This window comes from Streptomyces sp. NPDC020807 (genome assembly GCF_040641575.1).
Taxonomy (GTDB): domain Bacteria; phylum Actinomycetota; class Actinomycetes; order Streptomycetales; family Streptomycetaceae; genus Streptomyces.
Map to the genome: position 1 here is coordinate 43,283 of NZ_JBFADU010000005.1, position 15,165 is coordinate 58,447.

Annotated in this window: 19 protein-coding genes; 12 read left to right on the plus strand and 7 right to left on the minus strand. The window is 73.6% G+C overall.

Going from position 1 to position 15,165, the window contains the following annotated elements:
• Positions 1-58 precede the first annotated feature (58 nt).
• The 7 genes from AB0G79_RS10250 (at position 59) to AB0G79_RS10280 (ending at position 5,118) form a co-directional block, all read left to right on the plus strand.
• Positions 59-664, plus strand: coding sequence for an NIPSNAP family protein (locus AB0G79_RS10250; RefSeq protein WP_360803222.1), 606 nt, complete (start codon positions 59-61; stop codon positions 662-664).
• The gene (locus AB0G79_RS10255) at positions 661-1,434 is read left to right on the plus strand and encodes a class I SAM-dependent methyltransferase (RefSeq protein WP_360803225.1); all 774 of its coding nucleotides are present in this window, start codon (positions 661-663) and stop codon (positions 1,432-1,434) included. The genes AB0G79_RS10250 and AB0G79_RS10255 overlap by 4 nt, the downstream gene beginning before the upstream one ends.
• Before the next feature lie 217 nt (positions 1,435-1,651).
• A complete protein-coding gene (locus AB0G79_RS10260; protein ID WP_360803228.1) occupies positions 1,652-1,972 on the plus strand; it encodes a nuclear transport factor 2 family protein in 321 nt (106 codons plus the stop codon).
• A gap of 253 nt (positions 1,973-2,225) precedes the next feature.
• Positions 2,226-3,497, plus strand: a complete 1,272-nt coding sequence (locus tag AB0G79_RS10265) for a hypothetical protein (protein WP_360803231.1) — start codon at positions 2,226-2,228, stop codon at positions 3,495-3,497.
• Between the two features lie 71 nt (positions 3,498-3,568).
• Positions 3,569-4,039, plus strand: coding sequence for a hypothetical protein (locus AB0G79_RS10270; RefSeq protein WP_360803234.1), 471 nt, complete (start codon positions 3,569-3,571; stop codon positions 4,037-4,039).
• Between the two features lie 217 nt (positions 4,040-4,256).
• The gene (locus AB0G79_RS10275; protein ID WP_360803237.1) at positions 4,257-4,739 is read left to right on the plus strand and encodes a VTT domain-containing protein; all 483 of its coding nucleotides are present in this window, start codon (positions 4,257-4,259) and stop codon (positions 4,737-4,739) included.
• Positions 4,740-4,830: 91 nt separating this feature from the next.
• Positions 4,831-5,118, plus strand: coding sequence for a hypothetical protein (locus AB0G79_RS10280; RefSeq protein ID WP_360803240.1), 288 nt, complete (start codon positions 4,831-4,833; stop codon positions 5,116-5,118).
• Positions 5,119-5,129: 11 nt separating this feature from the next.
• Here AB0G79_RS10280 and AB0G79_RS10285 read toward each other — a convergent pair whose 3' ends face one another.
• Positions 5,130-5,654: a VOC family protein gene (locus tag AB0G79_RS10285; protein WP_360803243.1), complete on the minus strand. Its 525-nt coding sequence runs from the start codon at positions 5,652-5,654 to the stop codon at positions 5,130-5,132.
• Positions 5,655-5,762: 108 nt separating this feature from the next.
• Here AB0G79_RS10285 and AB0G79_RS10290 point away from each other — a divergent pair, with 108 nt between their 5' ends.
• The gene (locus AB0G79_RS10290) at positions 5,763-6,284 is read left to right on the plus strand and encodes an AAA family ATPase (RefSeq protein WP_360803246.1); all 522 of its coding nucleotides are present in this window, start codon (positions 5,763-5,765) and stop codon (positions 6,282-6,284) included.
• A 93-nt stretch (positions 6,285-6,377) separates the two neighbouring features.
• Positions 6,378-7,514: an ROK family transcriptional regulator gene (locus AB0G79_RS10295; RefSeq protein ID WP_360803249.1), complete on the plus strand. Its 1,137-nt coding sequence runs from the start codon at positions 6,378-6,380 to the stop codon at positions 7,512-7,514.
• Positions 7,515-7,628: 114 nt separating this feature from the next.
• Here AB0G79_RS10295 and AB0G79_RS10300 read toward each other — a convergent pair whose 3' ends face one another.
• The 4 genes from AB0G79_RS10300 to AB0G79_RS10315 form a co-directional block, all read right to left on the minus strand.
• Positions 7,629-8,348, minus strand: coding sequence for a GDSL-type esterase/lipase family protein (locus tag AB0G79_RS10300; RefSeq protein WP_360803252.1), 720 nt, complete (start codon positions 8,346-8,348; stop codon positions 7,629-7,631).
• Positions 8,345-8,827: a cupin domain-containing protein gene (locus AB0G79_RS10305; RefSeq protein ID WP_360803255.1), complete on the minus strand. Its 483-nt coding sequence runs from the start codon at positions 8,825-8,827 to the stop codon at positions 8,345-8,347. The genes AB0G79_RS10300 and AB0G79_RS10305 overlap by 4 nt, the downstream gene beginning before the upstream one ends.
• Positions 8,828-8,838: 11 nt before the next feature.
• Entirely contained in the window at positions 8,839-9,747 is a 909-nt protein-coding gene (locus AB0G79_RS10310; RefSeq protein ID WP_360803258.1) for a helix-turn-helix domain-containing protein, read from the minus strand.
• A gap of 89 nt (positions 9,748-9,836) precedes the next feature.
• Complete coding sequence (locus AB0G79_RS10315) at positions 9,837-10,409, minus strand: calcium-binding protein (RefSeq protein ID WP_360803261.1); 573 nt, start codon at positions 10,407-10,409, stop codon at positions 9,837-9,839.
• Between the two features lie 278 nt (positions 10,410-10,687).
• Here AB0G79_RS10315 and AB0G79_RS10320 point away from each other — a divergent pair, with 278 nt between their 5' ends.
• On the plus strand, positions 10,688-12,604 hold the full coding sequence (locus tag AB0G79_RS10320; RefSeq protein ID WP_360803264.1) for an amidohydrolase family protein: 1,917 nt from the start codon (positions 10,688-10,690) through the stop codon (positions 12,602-12,604).
• Here the strand turns inward: AB0G79_RS10320 and AB0G79_RS10325 are convergent.
• The gene (locus AB0G79_RS10325) at positions 12,588-13,472 is read right to left on the minus strand and encodes a formyl transferase (RefSeq protein WP_360803268.1); all 885 of its coding nucleotides are present in this window, start codon (positions 13,470-13,472) and stop codon (positions 12,588-12,590) included. The genes AB0G79_RS10320 and AB0G79_RS10325 overlap by 17 nt on opposite strands.
• 66 nt (positions 13,473-13,538) lie before the next feature.
• Between AB0G79_RS10325 and AB0G79_RS10330 the strand changes: the two genes are divergently transcribed.
• The gene (locus AB0G79_RS10330) at positions 13,539-13,715 is read left to right on the plus strand and encodes a hypothetical protein (protein WP_360803271.1); all 177 of its coding nucleotides are present in this window, start codon (positions 13,539-13,541) and stop codon (positions 13,713-13,715) included.
• Positions 13,712-14,026: a hypothetical protein gene (locus AB0G79_RS10335; protein WP_360803273.1), complete on the plus strand. Its 315-nt coding sequence runs from the start codon at positions 13,712-13,714 to the stop codon at positions 14,024-14,026. The genes AB0G79_RS10330 and AB0G79_RS10335 overlap by 4 nt, the downstream gene beginning before the upstream one ends.
• On the opposite strand, the gene AB0G79_RS10340 is transcribed toward AB0G79_RS10335, so the two are convergent.
• Positions 14,004-14,951, minus strand: a complete 948-nt coding sequence (locus AB0G79_RS10340) for a hypothetical protein (RefSeq protein ID WP_360803276.1) — start codon at positions 14,949-14,951, stop codon at positions 14,004-14,006. The genes AB0G79_RS10335 and AB0G79_RS10340 overlap by 23 nt on opposite strands.
• Positions 14,952-15,165 lie beyond the last annotated feature (214 nt).

The window sequence follows — 15,165 nt, forward strand, 5'->3', positions numbered from 1 at the left end:
GTTTCACCTGACATCCACTGACAGTGGATGTCAGTGGACTCGTTCTAGCGTGCGGGACATGGACAACAACCACCGCGCGGGCATCGTCGAGCTCCGCCAGTACACCCTGCACCCCGGCACCCGCGACGAGCTGATCGATCTGTTCGAGCGCGAGTTCGTGACCGGTCAGGAGGACGTCGGCATCACCCTCGGCGGCCGCTTCCGCGACCTGGACGACCCGGACCGCTTCGTCTGGTTGCGCGCGTTCCCCGACATGGCGCACCGGCGGCGGGCGCTGGAGGCGTTCTACACCGGGCCGGTCTGGCTGGAGCACCGAGACACCGCCAACGCCACCATGATCGAAAGCGACGACGTCCTGCTGCTGCGCGGCCCGAACTTCCTGCCGGAGCCCGGCGTGCGCGAGGTGTTCGCGACGATCGCCCACCCCGCCGACCCCGCGGCGTTCGACGCGTACGCCGGGGAGCACCTGGGCCCGGACCACGCGCTGCACCGCACCGAGCACGCCGAGAACGACTTCCCCCGCCTGCCCGTTCGGACCGGCGAGGACGTCCGGGTCTGGTTCGGCCGGACCGAGCCGGTGCCCTGGCCGGCCCAGGCGCTGAGGCTGGAGCCCGTAAATGCGTCGACAAAGCCCGCCGCGCATCGGAAGAGTGGCCGTTCATGACGAGCAGTGAGCTGTGGACCCGTGCGACCGCCGAACGTTACGACGCCGAGGAGGCCGCGCACTCCTCCCCGGAGTTCCTCGCACCGACCCTCGACTTCCTCGCGAAGCTCGCCGGCGACGGCCGGGCTCTGGAGTTCGCCATCGGGACCGGTCGGGTGGGCGTCCCGCTCCGGGAGCGGGGCGTTCCGGTCGTGGGCGTCGAACTGTCCGAGCACATGGCGGCGGTGCTGCGGCGCAAGACCGACGAGGAGACGCTTCCGGTGGTCGTCGGGGACATGGCCACCACGGTCGTTCCCGGCGCGTTCACCCTCGTCTATCTCGTCTACAACACGATCTCGAACCTGCTCACCCAGGACGAGCAGGTCGAGTGCTTCCGCAACGCCGCACGGCACCTGGAACCCGGCGGCCGGTTCGTCATCGAGCTGCTCGTGCCGCCGCTGCGGTTCCTGCCGCCCGGCCAGCTCGCCGTGCCGTTCGACGTGTCCCGCGGGCACGTGGGCTTCGACACCTTCGACCTCGTCGAGCAGGTCCTCGTCTCGCACCACTTCACCCGTACCGGCGACGGCGAGGACGGTGGCGGTGACGGGCACGGCGACGGCGGGACGTACCGCCGCGGGTACTCCCGCCACCGCTACGCCTGGCCCGCGGAGCTCGACCTGATGGCGCGGCTCGCCGGGCTCGAGCTCGAACAGCGTGTGGCGGACTGGGACGGCTCGCCGTTCACTCAGGACTCCACCAAGCACGTCTCCGTGTGGCGCAAGCCGATCTGAGTCCGCCGGCGTCCGGAGCGGGCGGCGACGGTGGGCGTGGTGGCCACGCCCGGACTCCGGTGTGCTCCGCTCGGCGCTGGGCGGTCCCCTCTTCGAGGCCATCTCGGCGGTGCGCCGGGCGGAGGTCGGGCCGTGTCGCGGAGGCTGGGACCGAGGAGCTGGTCACCGCCGTGCGCCAGGCCTCTCGCCACACGCCACCGCCATCAGGAGAGAGACCGTGATCCGACCCGAGCAGCTCACCGACCCCGCCGTCCGTGCATTCGTCGTCGCCGTCAACGCGGGAGACCGCGACGCCTTCCAGGCCGCTCTCGCCCCCGGCGCGACCATGTCCGACGACGGATCGGACCGTGACCTGACCGACTGGACCGAGCGGGAGATCTTCTCCTCGGGCGGGCACATGGACGTCGAGACCGAGTCCGACGGCGGACGCGCGCTCGTCGCGAACTACCGCAACGACACGTGGGGGTCGATGCGCACCGCGTGGCGCTTCACCGTCGCCGACGGGCGCATCAGCCACTTCGAGACCGGGCAGGCGTGACCGGCCGGAGGGCTGAGGGTTGAGGGCTGGGGACTGAGGACTGGGGACTGGGGACTGGGGACTGGAGACCGTGCGCTGGGAGGGGGTGCGGGCTGTGGGCCGTGGGCCGTCAGGCCTGAGTGCCGGGGAGTTACCGGTCCGTTCCCCGGCGCGGGCGACGGGTTGGCACACTGCGGCTGTTCCGGTCGGGTCCGCGTCGCGTCGCGTCCGCGCCGCCGGGGACTCGCCGCAACCACCCAGAGGAGCGCCGCCCTTGAGTACCGCCATCTCCGGCCAGATCGACATCGCGGGCCCGGTCGGGAAGCTGCTCCACCGCCGCCCGCTCCAGAACGCCACGGTCATGCAGTCCTTCGGCATCGACCCGGTGACCGGCGACATCTACGTGCTCCAGATCATGGAGGGCGGTCTCCGGCTCAGCGGTGAGCCCGAGGAGCTGCCGTGGGCCACGCGGAGCACCAACGGCGACCTGTGCCTGACCCGGCTCAGTCCGACCGGGGCGATCACCGGACACATGTACCTGCGCGGTTTCGGGCACGGCGTGAACCTCGGCGTGGACAACCGGGACGGCGTCGTCTGGCTGTGGACCGAGACGGCCTCCTCCCCGAACGGCGAGAACGACGGCTTCGGTACCGCCGTCACCAGCTTCCGCTTCGCCTCCGGCACGGTCCTGGACTACGGCAGCCCGGCGCACACCACCCCGTACCGGCCCACCACGAACGCCCGTGGCGTCACCCCGACCATCGACCGCAGCGCCAACGAACTCGTCCTGCGGTTCAACCTCAGCGGGGTCATGACCTTCGAGCGGTACGACCTCGCCAAGGCGACCGCCGGCGAATGGGTGCCACTCCAGCGCCTGTCCGTGACGCTGCCGTCGACCGGCGTGGACTTCCAGGGGTACGCGTCCCACGCGGGCGTCCTCTACACGCTCCAGGGCCAGAGCCTGAGCGCGGCGCCGCTCCCCGGCAACGCGTACATCACCGCCATCGAGTGGGCGACGGGTGCCGTCCTCGACCGGCAGCACATCACCGCGGGGCCCGGGCTGCCGTGGCGCGAGGCCGAGGGCATGAACGTGTCCGTCCGCGGCGGGGTCCCGTACCTCCACTTCGGCTTCGCCTGCGAGGACCCCGGCCCGCGTACGTGCACGATCCTGTCGCTGTCCGGTGCTCCCGAGGTCGACGGGGTCAAGGTGCTCACCGGCTGGCAGCCGATCACCCTCGCGCCCGGGGTGAGCGTCGACCAGAACGCTCCGCGGGGGCGCCTGATCAGCGTCGCGGGCACCACGACGCTCCAGCTGAGCGGCGGGATCAAGGGCAGTTTCGACGCCGACGCGGTCATCGGCCACCTACCGGACTCCCTGACGCCGAGCATGACCGCCCGCGCGAGCGTGCCGCGCAACAACAACGGCGGGTACGTGACGGCCCGCGTGGAGGCGGGGACGGACCGCGAACTGCGTCTCTACGGCGGCCGGTCGACGAACGTCATCACCTGGGTCCAGCTCGACAGCTTCAGCGCCGCCTGGAGCTGAGCCCCGGCCCCCGGCTCTCCCCCACGTCCTCTCCCCGCCCGTCCTGTTCTTTGTGTTCCTGAGGAGTCCCCGTGTCCCACGCGCCCCAGTCCCGTGACCGCCGCAGCATCCTCGGCGCCGCCCTCGGCCTCCCCGCGGGCCTCGCCGTCGCCGGTCTCGCCGCGGCCGCACCCGCCGCTGCCGCCGAGGCCGGCATCACGGCCGACCCGTGGGTCGACCTCGTCCTGGAGCCCGGCATCACGGCGACCGCGGGCGCCGTCCCGCAGGTCCGGATCGTCACGATCGCGGGTACCGCCTTCCTCCAGGCCCGCGGCCAGATCACCGGCTCCTGGACGGCCGACACCAGGATCGCCACGCTGCCGACCGGTTTCGCCCGCCCGACCTGGTACGTACGCGCCCCCGTGCCCCGCAACAACAGCCAGGGCATCAACGCCTGCCGCTTCGAGATCAACCCCGCGGGCTCCGTCACCGTCTACGGCGCGAACGCGGGCAACCCGATCACCTGGGTCCAGCTCGACTCCGTCCAGGCGATCTGGCGCTAGGGAGACGCCTCGCGGGGGGACAGGCCTTTTGGCCCCTTTCGCGCCCGGACGGCGTGGTGACACCGTGGGCACCGGCATACACGTCCGGCGCCCCCGTCCGGGGAGATCCCTCCACGCAGAACCACGGTTAGGCTAGCCTTGCCTGACGAGCTGGCGCGAGGCCGGGCACCCGGGGGTCTCGGACGGCACCCACAGGACGGAACAAGGACGAGGCGTCATGAGCAAGATCGCGATCACCGCCGCGACCCTCTACGTCATCGTGCTCCTCCGCGCGGGCGGGACCTTCGCGCTCGGCTGGCTCACCGCAGCCGGCGCCCGGCGCAGCAGGTTCGCCGCCCGGATGTCCTCGCCGAAGTTCCAGCGCGTCGAGCAGGCGATCCAGCGGTGGGGCTCGCCCGTGGTCGCCGTCTCCTTCCTCACCGTCGGCTTCCAGACCGCCGCCAACTTCCTCGCCGGCACCATGCGCATGCCCCTGCGCCGCTACCTCCCCGCACTGTTCCTGGGTGGTGCCGCGTGGGCACTGATCTACGCGACCGCGGGTCTCGGCGTGCTCGCGCTCCTGGGCCGCCTCTTCGCCGAACAGACGGCCCTCGGCGTTGCCGCCGTGGCCGTCCTCGCCCTCGCGGTGTGCGGGACGGTCCTCTACCGCCGCCGGCGGACGGCGACGGCTCCCGGCACGCCCGCGGCCGAGGAGTCCTGAGCGGGGCCGACGAGCGCCATGCGTACCGTCGTGCAGCGGGCGACTCGGTGCCAGCGCGGCGGGGAAGCGAGGAATGCCGGTGAAAGGCGGCATGAGCGCGGAGGTCACGATCGCCGATGTGGTGATCGCCTACGCGGTCCTCGTCGGCGCGAACGACGCCTGCGACGCCGTCGACGAGGTCGTGGTGGCCGCGCCCAGTTGGCGGGCGGCCACCGACCTCATGCGCGCTTCCGGCTACCGGAGGGTTCCCCGGCGTCCCGCCCGTACCACGATCGAACGCGGGGCGGTGGAGGTGGCGTTCGCGACACCCGGCACCGTGTTCAGGCGCCGCATCGGCGGCGCCGCGCCGTGGACCCCGTACCCAACGGCGCGCCCGTGAAGGGCGACGGGTCACGGTGCCGGGCGCCTCGGCGCGCTCGCTGTGCCCGACTCCCGGCCGCTCAGCTCGGCGTCCAGCGTCTCCTGGGCCACGCGCATCGCGTCGGCGTACTTCGGCTCCGCCATGCGTCGCCACGCCAGGTCCGGTGCGACGTCCTCGACGTGGCTCGTCACCCACCAGATGTTGCCGAACGGGTCCCGTACCCGTCCCCCTCGGTCGCCCCACGCGCTGTCGATCGCCTCGGTCACCACCTGCGCCCCGTGGGCGACCGCGGCCGCCATGGCGGCGTCCGCGTCGGGGACGTACACCCGGAGCAGTGACGGCATGACCGGCCAGTCGGGGCGCCGGTCGAAGGCCAGGACGACCGTGTCGCCGACACGGATCTCGCCGTGTCCGATGGTGCCGTCCTCGACCGGGACCCGCGCGAGCTCCTCGCCGCCGAAGGCGGCCGTGATGAAGTCGAGCAGCGCACCGGTGTCGTCGGTGACGACCCACGGCGCGACGCTGGTGCAACCCTCGGGTGCGGTGCGGTTCACGGTTCTCGTCCCTCCGCCGGTTCCGTTGTCTGACGGGACGACAGTAGGAGGCATGTAGGACGGATTCGGCCCTGGATCGCGCGGGCCCGGGGAGTACGCTCGGCTGCCATGATCGTATGGCTCAACGGGACCCACGGCGCCGGGAAGACGACCACCAGCGCGTTCGTCCAGCGGTTGCTTCCGGACTCGCGGGTGCTCGACGCCGAGAAGGTCGGCGAGACGCTCATGGACATCACGCCGGGGCTGCCCCGGACCACCAACTTCCAGCACTGGCCTCCGTGGCGGCCGCTCGTCGTCGAGACCGCGCGACGGGTGCTCGACTACACCGGCGGCACGCTGGTGATGCCCATGACCGTCCTCGTCGAGGAGTACTGGCGGGAGATCAGCGCGGGTCTCGCGGGGTACGGCATTCCGGTACGGCACTTCGTGCTCCACGCCGACCAGGAGACGCTGCGCGCGCGGATCGCGGGCGACACCGTCGTCGGCCCGGACTCGCCGTTCCGGCTCCAGTACCTGGAGCCGTACGCGGAGGCGGCCCGCACCTGGCTGCACGCCGAGGCGGAGGTCGTCGACACCACGCACCTGACGCCGGCCGAGGCCGCCACGCTGATCGCGAAGGCCGTCGCGTGAGCGGCGGGCACGAGGTTTATTCTTAGAAGAACAAACCCTTGTGGAGCCGTCACCTGTGCGCTCCGCAGGCCCGCGGAAGGAAGGAGGTGCACGGTGAGCACCCCACCCGTCCCCCTCCCCGCGACCGCCCGGCTGCTCTCCGTCGTCCACCGGTACGGCCCGCTCTCCCGCGCCGAGGCCACCAACCGTTCCGGTCTGGCGCGCAGCGCGGCCGGGGTGGCCGCCGAGCGGCTCGCCGCCGCCGGGCTCATCGAGCTCGGTGAGCACCGCACCGCCGGCCTCGGACGGCCCTCGGTCACCCTGACCGCCGCCGAGGACGGCCCCGCGGCCGTCGGGGTCAAGATCGAGCCGACCGGTGTCCGCGCCGTCTGCTATGCGCTGGGCGGCCGGCGCGAGGCCACGCACACCGACACCGTGCCGCTGCTCGGCATGGCGCCGGACGAGATCGCCGCGCGGATCGCCGACGCCGCCGACGTGGTGCTCGGCGACCGCCGCGAGCGGTGCGTCGGCATCGTCCTCGCCTTCCCCGGCATGGTCGACCCGCTGACCGGCACCGTCCTGACCTCGCTGTCCCTCGGCTGGGAGGGGCCGGTCCCGCTGGCGTCCCTCGTCGGCGAGGCGGTCGACGCCCGCCTGCCCGGGCTCGGAGCGGCGATCGGTACGGCTCCGGTCAGCCTGGTGCGCGACTCCTCCGCGACGGCCGTCGGCCTCTGCGGAGAGCGCCCCGGCGAGCGGACCCTGGTGGTCGTCGGCGAGTACGACGGTGTCGGCGCCGCGCTGATGGGCGCGGACGGCGACGCCGAGGCCCTGGAGCTGGGACACGTACCCGTCGACCCGGCCGGGGCGCCGTGCCGTTGCGGGGCCCGGGGCTGTCTGGAGCTCTTCGTGAGCGACGAGGCACTCGCCCCCGTCCTGATCGCCCACGAGTCCGGGGAGGGCCCCGCCGCCCTGGAACCGGCGGCCGAGCGTCTCGGCGTCGCCCTCGTCGGCGCGCTCAACACCGTCGGGCCGCGGGCCCTCGTCCTCACGGGGCTGCTCGGGCAGCTCGCCGTGGCGGTCCCGCACGCCGTGGACCGGGCGCTGGCCGCCTCGGTCGCCGCGCGGGTGCGCGGCACCGCGTTCCGGGTGACGCAGGACCCCGACGCCGCCGTGCGCGGCGCCGCGGAGCTCGCGCTCCGGCCGCTGCTCGACGACCCGTCGCGCTGGCGCCGCCCGCAGCGGGCGGGGTGACCCGCCGCGCCCTTCGGAGGCGTTGGGGGCGCCGCCGGACCGACCGTCGCACCCGCGGTGTCGGCCCGGACGGCTCGAACCGCATGCGCGGCGAAGGATCCGCGCCGGTACCGGCTACGCGCTCCGGGTCGGGAGCCACGTGTCGATGACCTCGGCGACCAGGGCGGCGCCGCGGCTGTTCTGATGGATGTGATCGGTCGTGAGCAGGAGACCCCGGCGCCGCGAGATCGTGTCGAGGCTGTGGCGCAGCAGGCCGCGCCGGAGGAGGACACCGAGGCTCGCCGCCGGTGTGGGGTCCCGGTAGGGGATCGGCGGTGGGTCCGCCCGGCGCAGTTCCTCGGTCTGGCGTTCGTGGAGCGGGAGGTAGGTCACCTCGTGGGTGGTGGCGGCCTCGGCGATCATGCGGCTGTACGCCCAGGACGCCCGCGCGGGAGCTCCGTCGAGTTGCTGGCCGAGGACCGGCAGGGAGAGCAGGGCGATCGTCGCGTCGGTCCGCGTTCGCAGCCGTTCCACGACGGCTCCCAGGCACTGCTGGAACCAGTCGGCCGACGGGCGTTCGGGAAGCCGTTTGCGCTTCATGACCTGCTCGACGGGGTAGCCGGCGAGGCTCGCCCGTGCGTCGTTGGTCCCGATCAGCACGGTGATCACGTCGGGTGCGTGCGCGACGACGGCGTCGAGCCGCTGTGCCAGGTTGTGGGCGAAGTCGCCGTTGACGCCGAAGCGGGTGAGCCGCACGTCGCCGGGCGGTCGGAGCCGTTCGAGAAGGTCCAGGTAGTCGACGCTGAGTTGCGCGCGGGTGAGGCTGTCGCCGAGGCACGCGACGCGGGTCGTCACGGCGTTCCCGGGCCGGGGGTGCCGGCGTGCTCGGTCGGGTCGGCCTCCGGCGGGTGCGAGGGGGTCCGGGGGCGGTGGTCGGTGCCGAGGCCGGCGGTCACGGTCAGGATGGACGCCGGTCCCGCCATGTCGACCGCGTGCCATGCCCCTGCCGGGTTGACGGTGGCCTCGCCCGGCCCGAGCACCACGCGTTCGGGCACTCCGTCCACATCGCGGGTGACCGTCACCGACCCGCTGAGGCAGACGACCAGTTCGTCACCGGCGGGATGGCACTCCCAGTGGTCGCCGAGGCCGTCGCCGTCGATGATCACCACCATCCGGCCCTCGGCGCCGTCCGCCGCGACCGCGGCGCTGTAGGCCTGGAGCACGGCCGGGTCCCAGGCGAAGCCCTCGACGGGTTTCGCCGTGGACCCCAGCCCGAGGTGCACGGGGGTGGTCCGAAGGTCGACGGCATGGGGTTCGTGAACGACGAGTCTCATGCGGACGATCGTCACAGGACGGTGGGCGGGTGGTCTTGAAGGAAAGGGAACGGAAGTCGACGCGTTGGGCGCTCCGGCGACGGCTGTCCCGGCCCGAGGAGGACTTCGCCGCGCCGCCACGCCGTCGGCGACCGGCCCGTGAACTCGCGCCACTCCCGGGCGAGATGGGCCTGGTCGGCGTAGCCGGAGACCGACGCCACATCGGCCCACGGCAGCGGGTGGCGCGTGCTGGCCAGGTCGTGCGCGTGCTCGAAGCGCAGGACCCGGGCGAAGGTCTTCGGCGAGAGGCCCACCTCGCCGCGGAACCGGTCGGTGAGGTACCGGCGGCTCCAGCCCAGTTCTTCGGCGACCCTCCCTATCCGGACGCCTCCCCGCGCGGCCCGGAGACGGCGCCAGGCCTCGGCCACCTCGGGGCGGACCCGGGAGCCGGGGTCGCCGCCGGCGCCGCGGCCGACGGCTCGCAGGAGCACCCCGTCCAGCGCGGCGACCCGCGCCGGCCATGTCGTCGCCGCGCGGAGCCGGTCGACCAGCTCGACCCCGAGCGCTCCGAGCAGCTCGTCGAGTGGGACCAGCCGGTCGGCGAGTTCAGCGGCGGGCATGCCGTAGACGGCGCGGGCACCGAGCGGTGTCAGCGACACCTGCACGCCTTCCTGACGTCCGTCGTGGTGAATCGCGACGGACCGGCGCATCAGACCGCCGGCGACGCCGGCGAATCGCGTGACCGGCGCCCCGGCGTCGACGCCCGCCGCCACGGCCAGAGGCTCGGCGAGACTGATCACCGCGGTGAGCGAGTGGCCCGGCGGACCGCAGTGCACCCCTGCCGGGAACCCGCGAAGATCGAAACCGACGTACGAGCCGACGTACGGCCGCAGGGCGGGCGCCGGTAGGGCATGGGTCCTGGTTGCTCCGGAGTCGTCCACGCTCGCAGTGTACGAAGCGTTCGAACCGGCAGTCGGAATCTGCTCCGTCCCGGGCGGAGGCCTCGTCCGCGGGCGCCGGTCCCCGCCGCTCAGGACGCGGCGGTGAGGAAGGCGTCTCCGAAGAGCCAGTTCCCCGCCGCGTCGGGGTCCTCGCTGGTCCAGAACTCCCAGAGCGCGGTGGCGAGTTCCTCCACGGAGAGCGTTCCGTCCCCGTCGAGGTCGAGTCTCGTGAAGCCGGTGGCCAGGGCGTCGGGGGCGACACCCAGGGCTCGCTGGAAGTGGCCGAACTCCTCGGCGGTCACCTGTCCGTCGTCGTCGCGGTCGCACAGTGCCCACAGCGGCCGGACGGCGGCGAGGACGTCGTCGCCGGGCGGACCCTGGTGGACGCGGGACAGACGGAGCATGCCGGAGCGGTACTCGTCCGGGTCGATCCGGCCGTCCCCGTCGACGTCGAGCGCGCCCCGCAGGGCGTCCCACCAGTCCTCGGCCGTCCGCAGCAGCGCGATCGACTTCGGCGAGTCGTACGGCTCGCCGGAGGCGGCGATCAGCCGGGCGGCCAGGGTGAGGACGTCGGCGGAGTCGATCACACCGTCGCGGTTCTGGTCCGTGTAGCCGAAGCACACGTCGATCTTGCGCTCCAGCACGTGCCGTGCCTCGGTCATCCCCGGCTCCTCCCGTCGGTCGGTGCGCTGCGGTGCGGTTCGGTGCGGTGCGGTTCGGTTCGGTGCGGTGCGGTTCGTTCTGGTTCATTGTGGTTAGTTGTGGTTCGGTGCGGCGTGGGACGTGAGACTAGCCCCGGCCCCCGGAGACGCCCGGCGGACACACCGGCGCGCGGCGCCGTTCGGGGGACCGGGCGCGCGGGTCGACCGCGCCACCGGGCGTCCGCGTCCCTAGCGTCGGTGCCCAGCCCCCGTACCCGCCCGTCCCGTGGAGTCTCCAGGTGAACGATCCGACCGTGCCCGCCTTCGACCTGCTCGTCACCGGAGCGACGGTGGTCGACGGCACCGGGCGCGAGGGCTTCCGCGCGGACGTCGGAGTGCGGGACGGGTACGTGATCGCGGTCGGCGAGCTCGACCGGCCCGGCGCCGCGCGCGAACGGTACGAGGCCGAAGGCCTCGTACTCGCCCCCGGCTTCGTCGAACTGCACAGCCACGGCGCGCCGGACGCCCTGCGCGAGGCGGAGAGCTCGCTGCGGCAGGGCGTCACCACCGAGATCCTCAACCCCGACGGCTTCGGCACCGAGGGCGCCCCGTGGGCGGACATCATGGGCACCCCCGACATCACCAGGACGCTCGCCTTCGCCGCGGAACCGCCCGGCATCGCGATCAACATCGGCGCGTACGTGGGCCTCGGCGCCGTGTGGGCCGCGGGCAACGGCCTCGCGGACCGGCGCCCGGACGCCGAGGCCGTGGAGCGGATGCGGAAGCTCGTGGCGCGGGCGCTCGAACTCGGCGCGTGGGGCGTCTCGGCGGGGCTGTACTACCCGCCGAGCTCGTACGGGACGACGGACGAGGTGGTGGACGTGGTGTCGGCGGCGCGCCCCTGGCGGGTGCCGTTCAGCAACCACGTCCGGAACGAGGGGCCGGCGGTGCGGGAGGCGACCGAGGAGAGCCTGCGGATCGCCGAACGAGCCGGTCTGGTACCGGTGATCGCCCACATGAAGGCGATGGGACCGGCGAACTGGGGAGCCACCGCCGACACCGTGCGGGCGGTCGCACAGGCGCGCGAGCGGGGGCTGCGTGCCGCGGGCGAGGTGTACCCGTACCTGTCGAGCCGTACCGGGCTCGCCGTCCTCGTCCCGCCCGCGTACCGGTCCGGCGGCGACGCGGCGATGCTCGCCCGGTTCGCCGACCCGGCGGTACGGCCCGAGGTGGCGGCCGGGATCGCGGGCGTGCTGCGCGACCGGGTGGCCGACGCCCGGGACGTCCACCTGGAGAGCACCGGCGGGACCCTCGGCCAGTACTGCGTCGACCACGCGACGGGCGCGGGCGAGGCCGTGATGCGGCTGCTCTCCGAGGACCCGGAGGCGATGGCGGTGTACGACTTCGGGCACGAGGCCGACCTGGAGCGCATCCTGCGCCAGCCGTTCGTGGCCGTCGCCTCCGACGGCGGCGCGTGCCTGGAGGAGCGGACGCACCCGCGCCACTACGGCACCCAGCCGCGGGTGCTCGCCCGGTACGTGCGCGACCGGCACCTGCTGAGTCTGCCGCAGGCGGTGCGGCGGATGACCGGCCTGCCGGCGTCGGTGCTCGGCATGCCGGACCGCGGCGTGATCGTGCCGGGGGCGGCGGCGGACCTGGTCCTCTTCGATCCCGCCGAGATCCGGGACCTGGCCACCTTCCAGGAACCCCGCCGGTACGCGCGGGGCGTGCGGTCCGTCCTCGTGAACGGCGCGTTCGCGCTCCGGGACGGGGAGCTGACGGGCGCCGCCGCCGGCCGGGTGCTGCGGCGTCCCTCGTACGCGGTGAGCGACCCGGACACGGGTACGGCGGCGGGCGGCCTGCTGACGGTGACGGGGAGTTTCCCCGGCGGGACGTGCGAGGTCGAGGTGCGGTCGACGGACGGTGACGGCCGGGCCGGAGGGGCGGGAGGGGCCGGCGGTCGGCTCTCCGTCCGGACGCCCGAGGGCCGGGCGTTCACCAGCGGGTCACCGGGGCTCGTGCGGACCGGCGGGGACTGGGCTTCGGTGACGGGGGTCGGATCGTACGGGGACGGAGGCGCCGTTCCCTTCCATCTGGTGGTGCGGACGGCGGACCCCTGGCACGACGGGCGGCCCTCCGTCGCCTGGGCGCCCGCGGGGGCACCCGTGGCCGGCGGACCGCTCGACGGAACGGTCCTCGTCACCGTACGGGAGTGACGGCGTCCCCCACGGCGGGGGTGACGGGCCGGTGCCCGTCCGGAGCGGTGGCGGGACCGGACCCGTCGGGGGCGGTGAACGGGCCGAGGAGGGTCCGGTGGTCGGTCGGGTCGACCAGGCGCATCCCTCGGGCGTGGAAGGCGGCGAAGTCCTCGGGAGCGGGCAGCGAGCGGTAGCGCCGCAGGGCCCGGTCCTGGCGCAGGGCGGGCACCGGGTGGCCGGCGAGGACGTCGGGCAGGACCCGGAGCAGGGCGGCCACGCCGAGCGGGTAGGTGTGGACGACGTGCCAGGCCAGCGACCGCGTGGGGTCGACGGGGAGGCGGCCCCCGCCGACCACCGGGCCGGTGTCGACGCCCCGGTCGATCCAGTGGACCGTGCAGCCGATCGTGTCGCGGCCTTCGAGGAGCGTCCAGAAGGGGGAGAACAGTCCCGCGTAGCGCGGGAGTTCGCCGGGGTGGACGTTGAGGATGCCGAGCCGGGGCACGGCGAGCGCCTCCTCGTGGAAGATCAGGCTGAAGCGGATCGACACGACCAGGTCCGGCCGGAACGACTTCAGCGCGGCAAGCCCGTCGCCGTCGTTGATCTCGCGGACCGGTCGGCAGGCCGTTCCGTGGCGGCGGGAGAGGTGGCCGAAGCTCAACAGCCGCCCCGGCGGGGCGGGCATCCGGTCGAGGGCGGGGAAGAGGAGTCGGTTGGGCACGTCCCGCTCGAAGCGCCGCAGCCGCGCTAGTTCGGGCAGGCTGTGCTCGTGGGGGCGGGCCACCTCGGACATCAGCACCTGGACGCGGTGTCCGGCGAGTCGGGGCAGCAGGTGGTTCAGTGCCACGCAGCCGGGAAGGTCGCGCTTGGTGCACACGGTGATGCGCATGGAACCCACTCTCACCAGGGCTTTCGTGCGACGCACCACATCGCGTCCGAGAGGGTGAAACGCGGGATGGGGCGGAGCGTCCACCGGCCGGTCGACAACACCGCTGACGATCATGCGCGCAGGAAGATCCTCGATCGCAAGATCCTCTTCCTCGGCGCGCTCATGACCGCCAACCCGGCCGTCGCGGCGGGCGCCGCCGCGTGCACCGCGCCCGACGGCAACTGCGCGCCGGGGACATCATGAAGGCCACGATCACGCGCACGTCGACGGGGCAGGCGTACTCGATGACGCTGGAGAACGTGACCCGGGTGAACTCGTACACCATCCCCGTCTCCGGGCCGTCGACCTCCACCCAGGTCGAGGTCATCACCGAGCTCCAGAACCCGGCCGCCGTCACCACTCCCGCCACCTACACCTCGGTGATGGTGGACGGGAAGACGATGGGCAGCTTCGGCGACGAGGTGGACCACTTCGGCGCCCAGCAGGGCGGCGTCTGCGCCAAGACCACCACCGACGGCCCCACGAACCTGCTCACGACGACGAGCAGGACGTAGACGCAGACGTCGTAGAGGACAGCGCGGGCGCCGGAGCGTCGAGCCACGCGTCCATGCGCTGCCACTGCGCGTCGATCCAGTCGGCGATCCTCGCGGGGGTGCGGGGTACGTCGGCGGCGGGGGTGTGCCACCAGTGCACCCGGACCCGGCTCGGGACACGCGGCGGGCAGCAGGTGGCGTACGCCCAGCCGACCAGGTCCTCCAGGCCCTGGTGGCCCACGACGAGGACGTCGGCCTCCGCGGCCTTCCGCAGGGCGGTGACGACGCCGGCGTGCTGGGGAGGCAGGACGTGCCGCAGGCCGGCCGCCCACTCCGCCCGCTCGCGCATGCCGCGCGTGCGGAGCTCGGCCAGGGCGCGGGCCCGGCGCCGGGCCGTGATGTTGGTGCCCTCCGGGAAGATGGCCAGGGCCTGTGCGGGGCCGAGCGTCGCCGCGCTCCCGGCGACGTACTGGAGGGCACGCTTCCGGCCCGCCTCGTTCCAGTAGAACTGGCGGGCCTCGGTGGGCCGGACGAGCAGCCCGACGGCCGGGTCCGTGAGGGCCCGGAGCCGCCCCGGGCAGACCGGCCTCCGTCCGAGGACCCGGGTGACGAGGTGGAACATCAGGTGGGAGTTGAGGGTTCCCGCGTGCCGGAGGAGGACGACGACCGGCCGGTCCGGATCGGGGCGCGGCAGGCCGTCGGGCAGGTCGAGGGCCATCCCCGCCCGGCGGAACCCGACGTCGAAGAGCCGGGCGCCGTGATCGGAGAACACCCCGAGGGCGGTGTCCCGGGTCGCGGCGCGCCCGGTGAGCGCGAGCGCCAGGGTCGGCAGTTCGAAAGTGGCGAGATACGCGGCGGCGAGGCGGGCGCTGCGGGCCGCGGCGCGGAAGCGCGTACCCCCACGGGAAACCCGCCCCGCGGGGGCGCCTCCGGAGTCCTGGCCCATGTCTCCCCTTCTCGGCTCACTCGGCCCGTTCGAAATCGGGAGAATGATGAATATCCGCGGCGGGCACCGATAAACCCGATCGCCCAGGCGTCACACCTGCGCTTGTCCGTCACACGTGCGGCGCATTCCTGGGCGCACCTGCCTCCGCACACTGTTAACTTCACTCGTGTCCGCGTTCCCGCGCGTACGGAGAATCCACGGCAGGCATCCACGG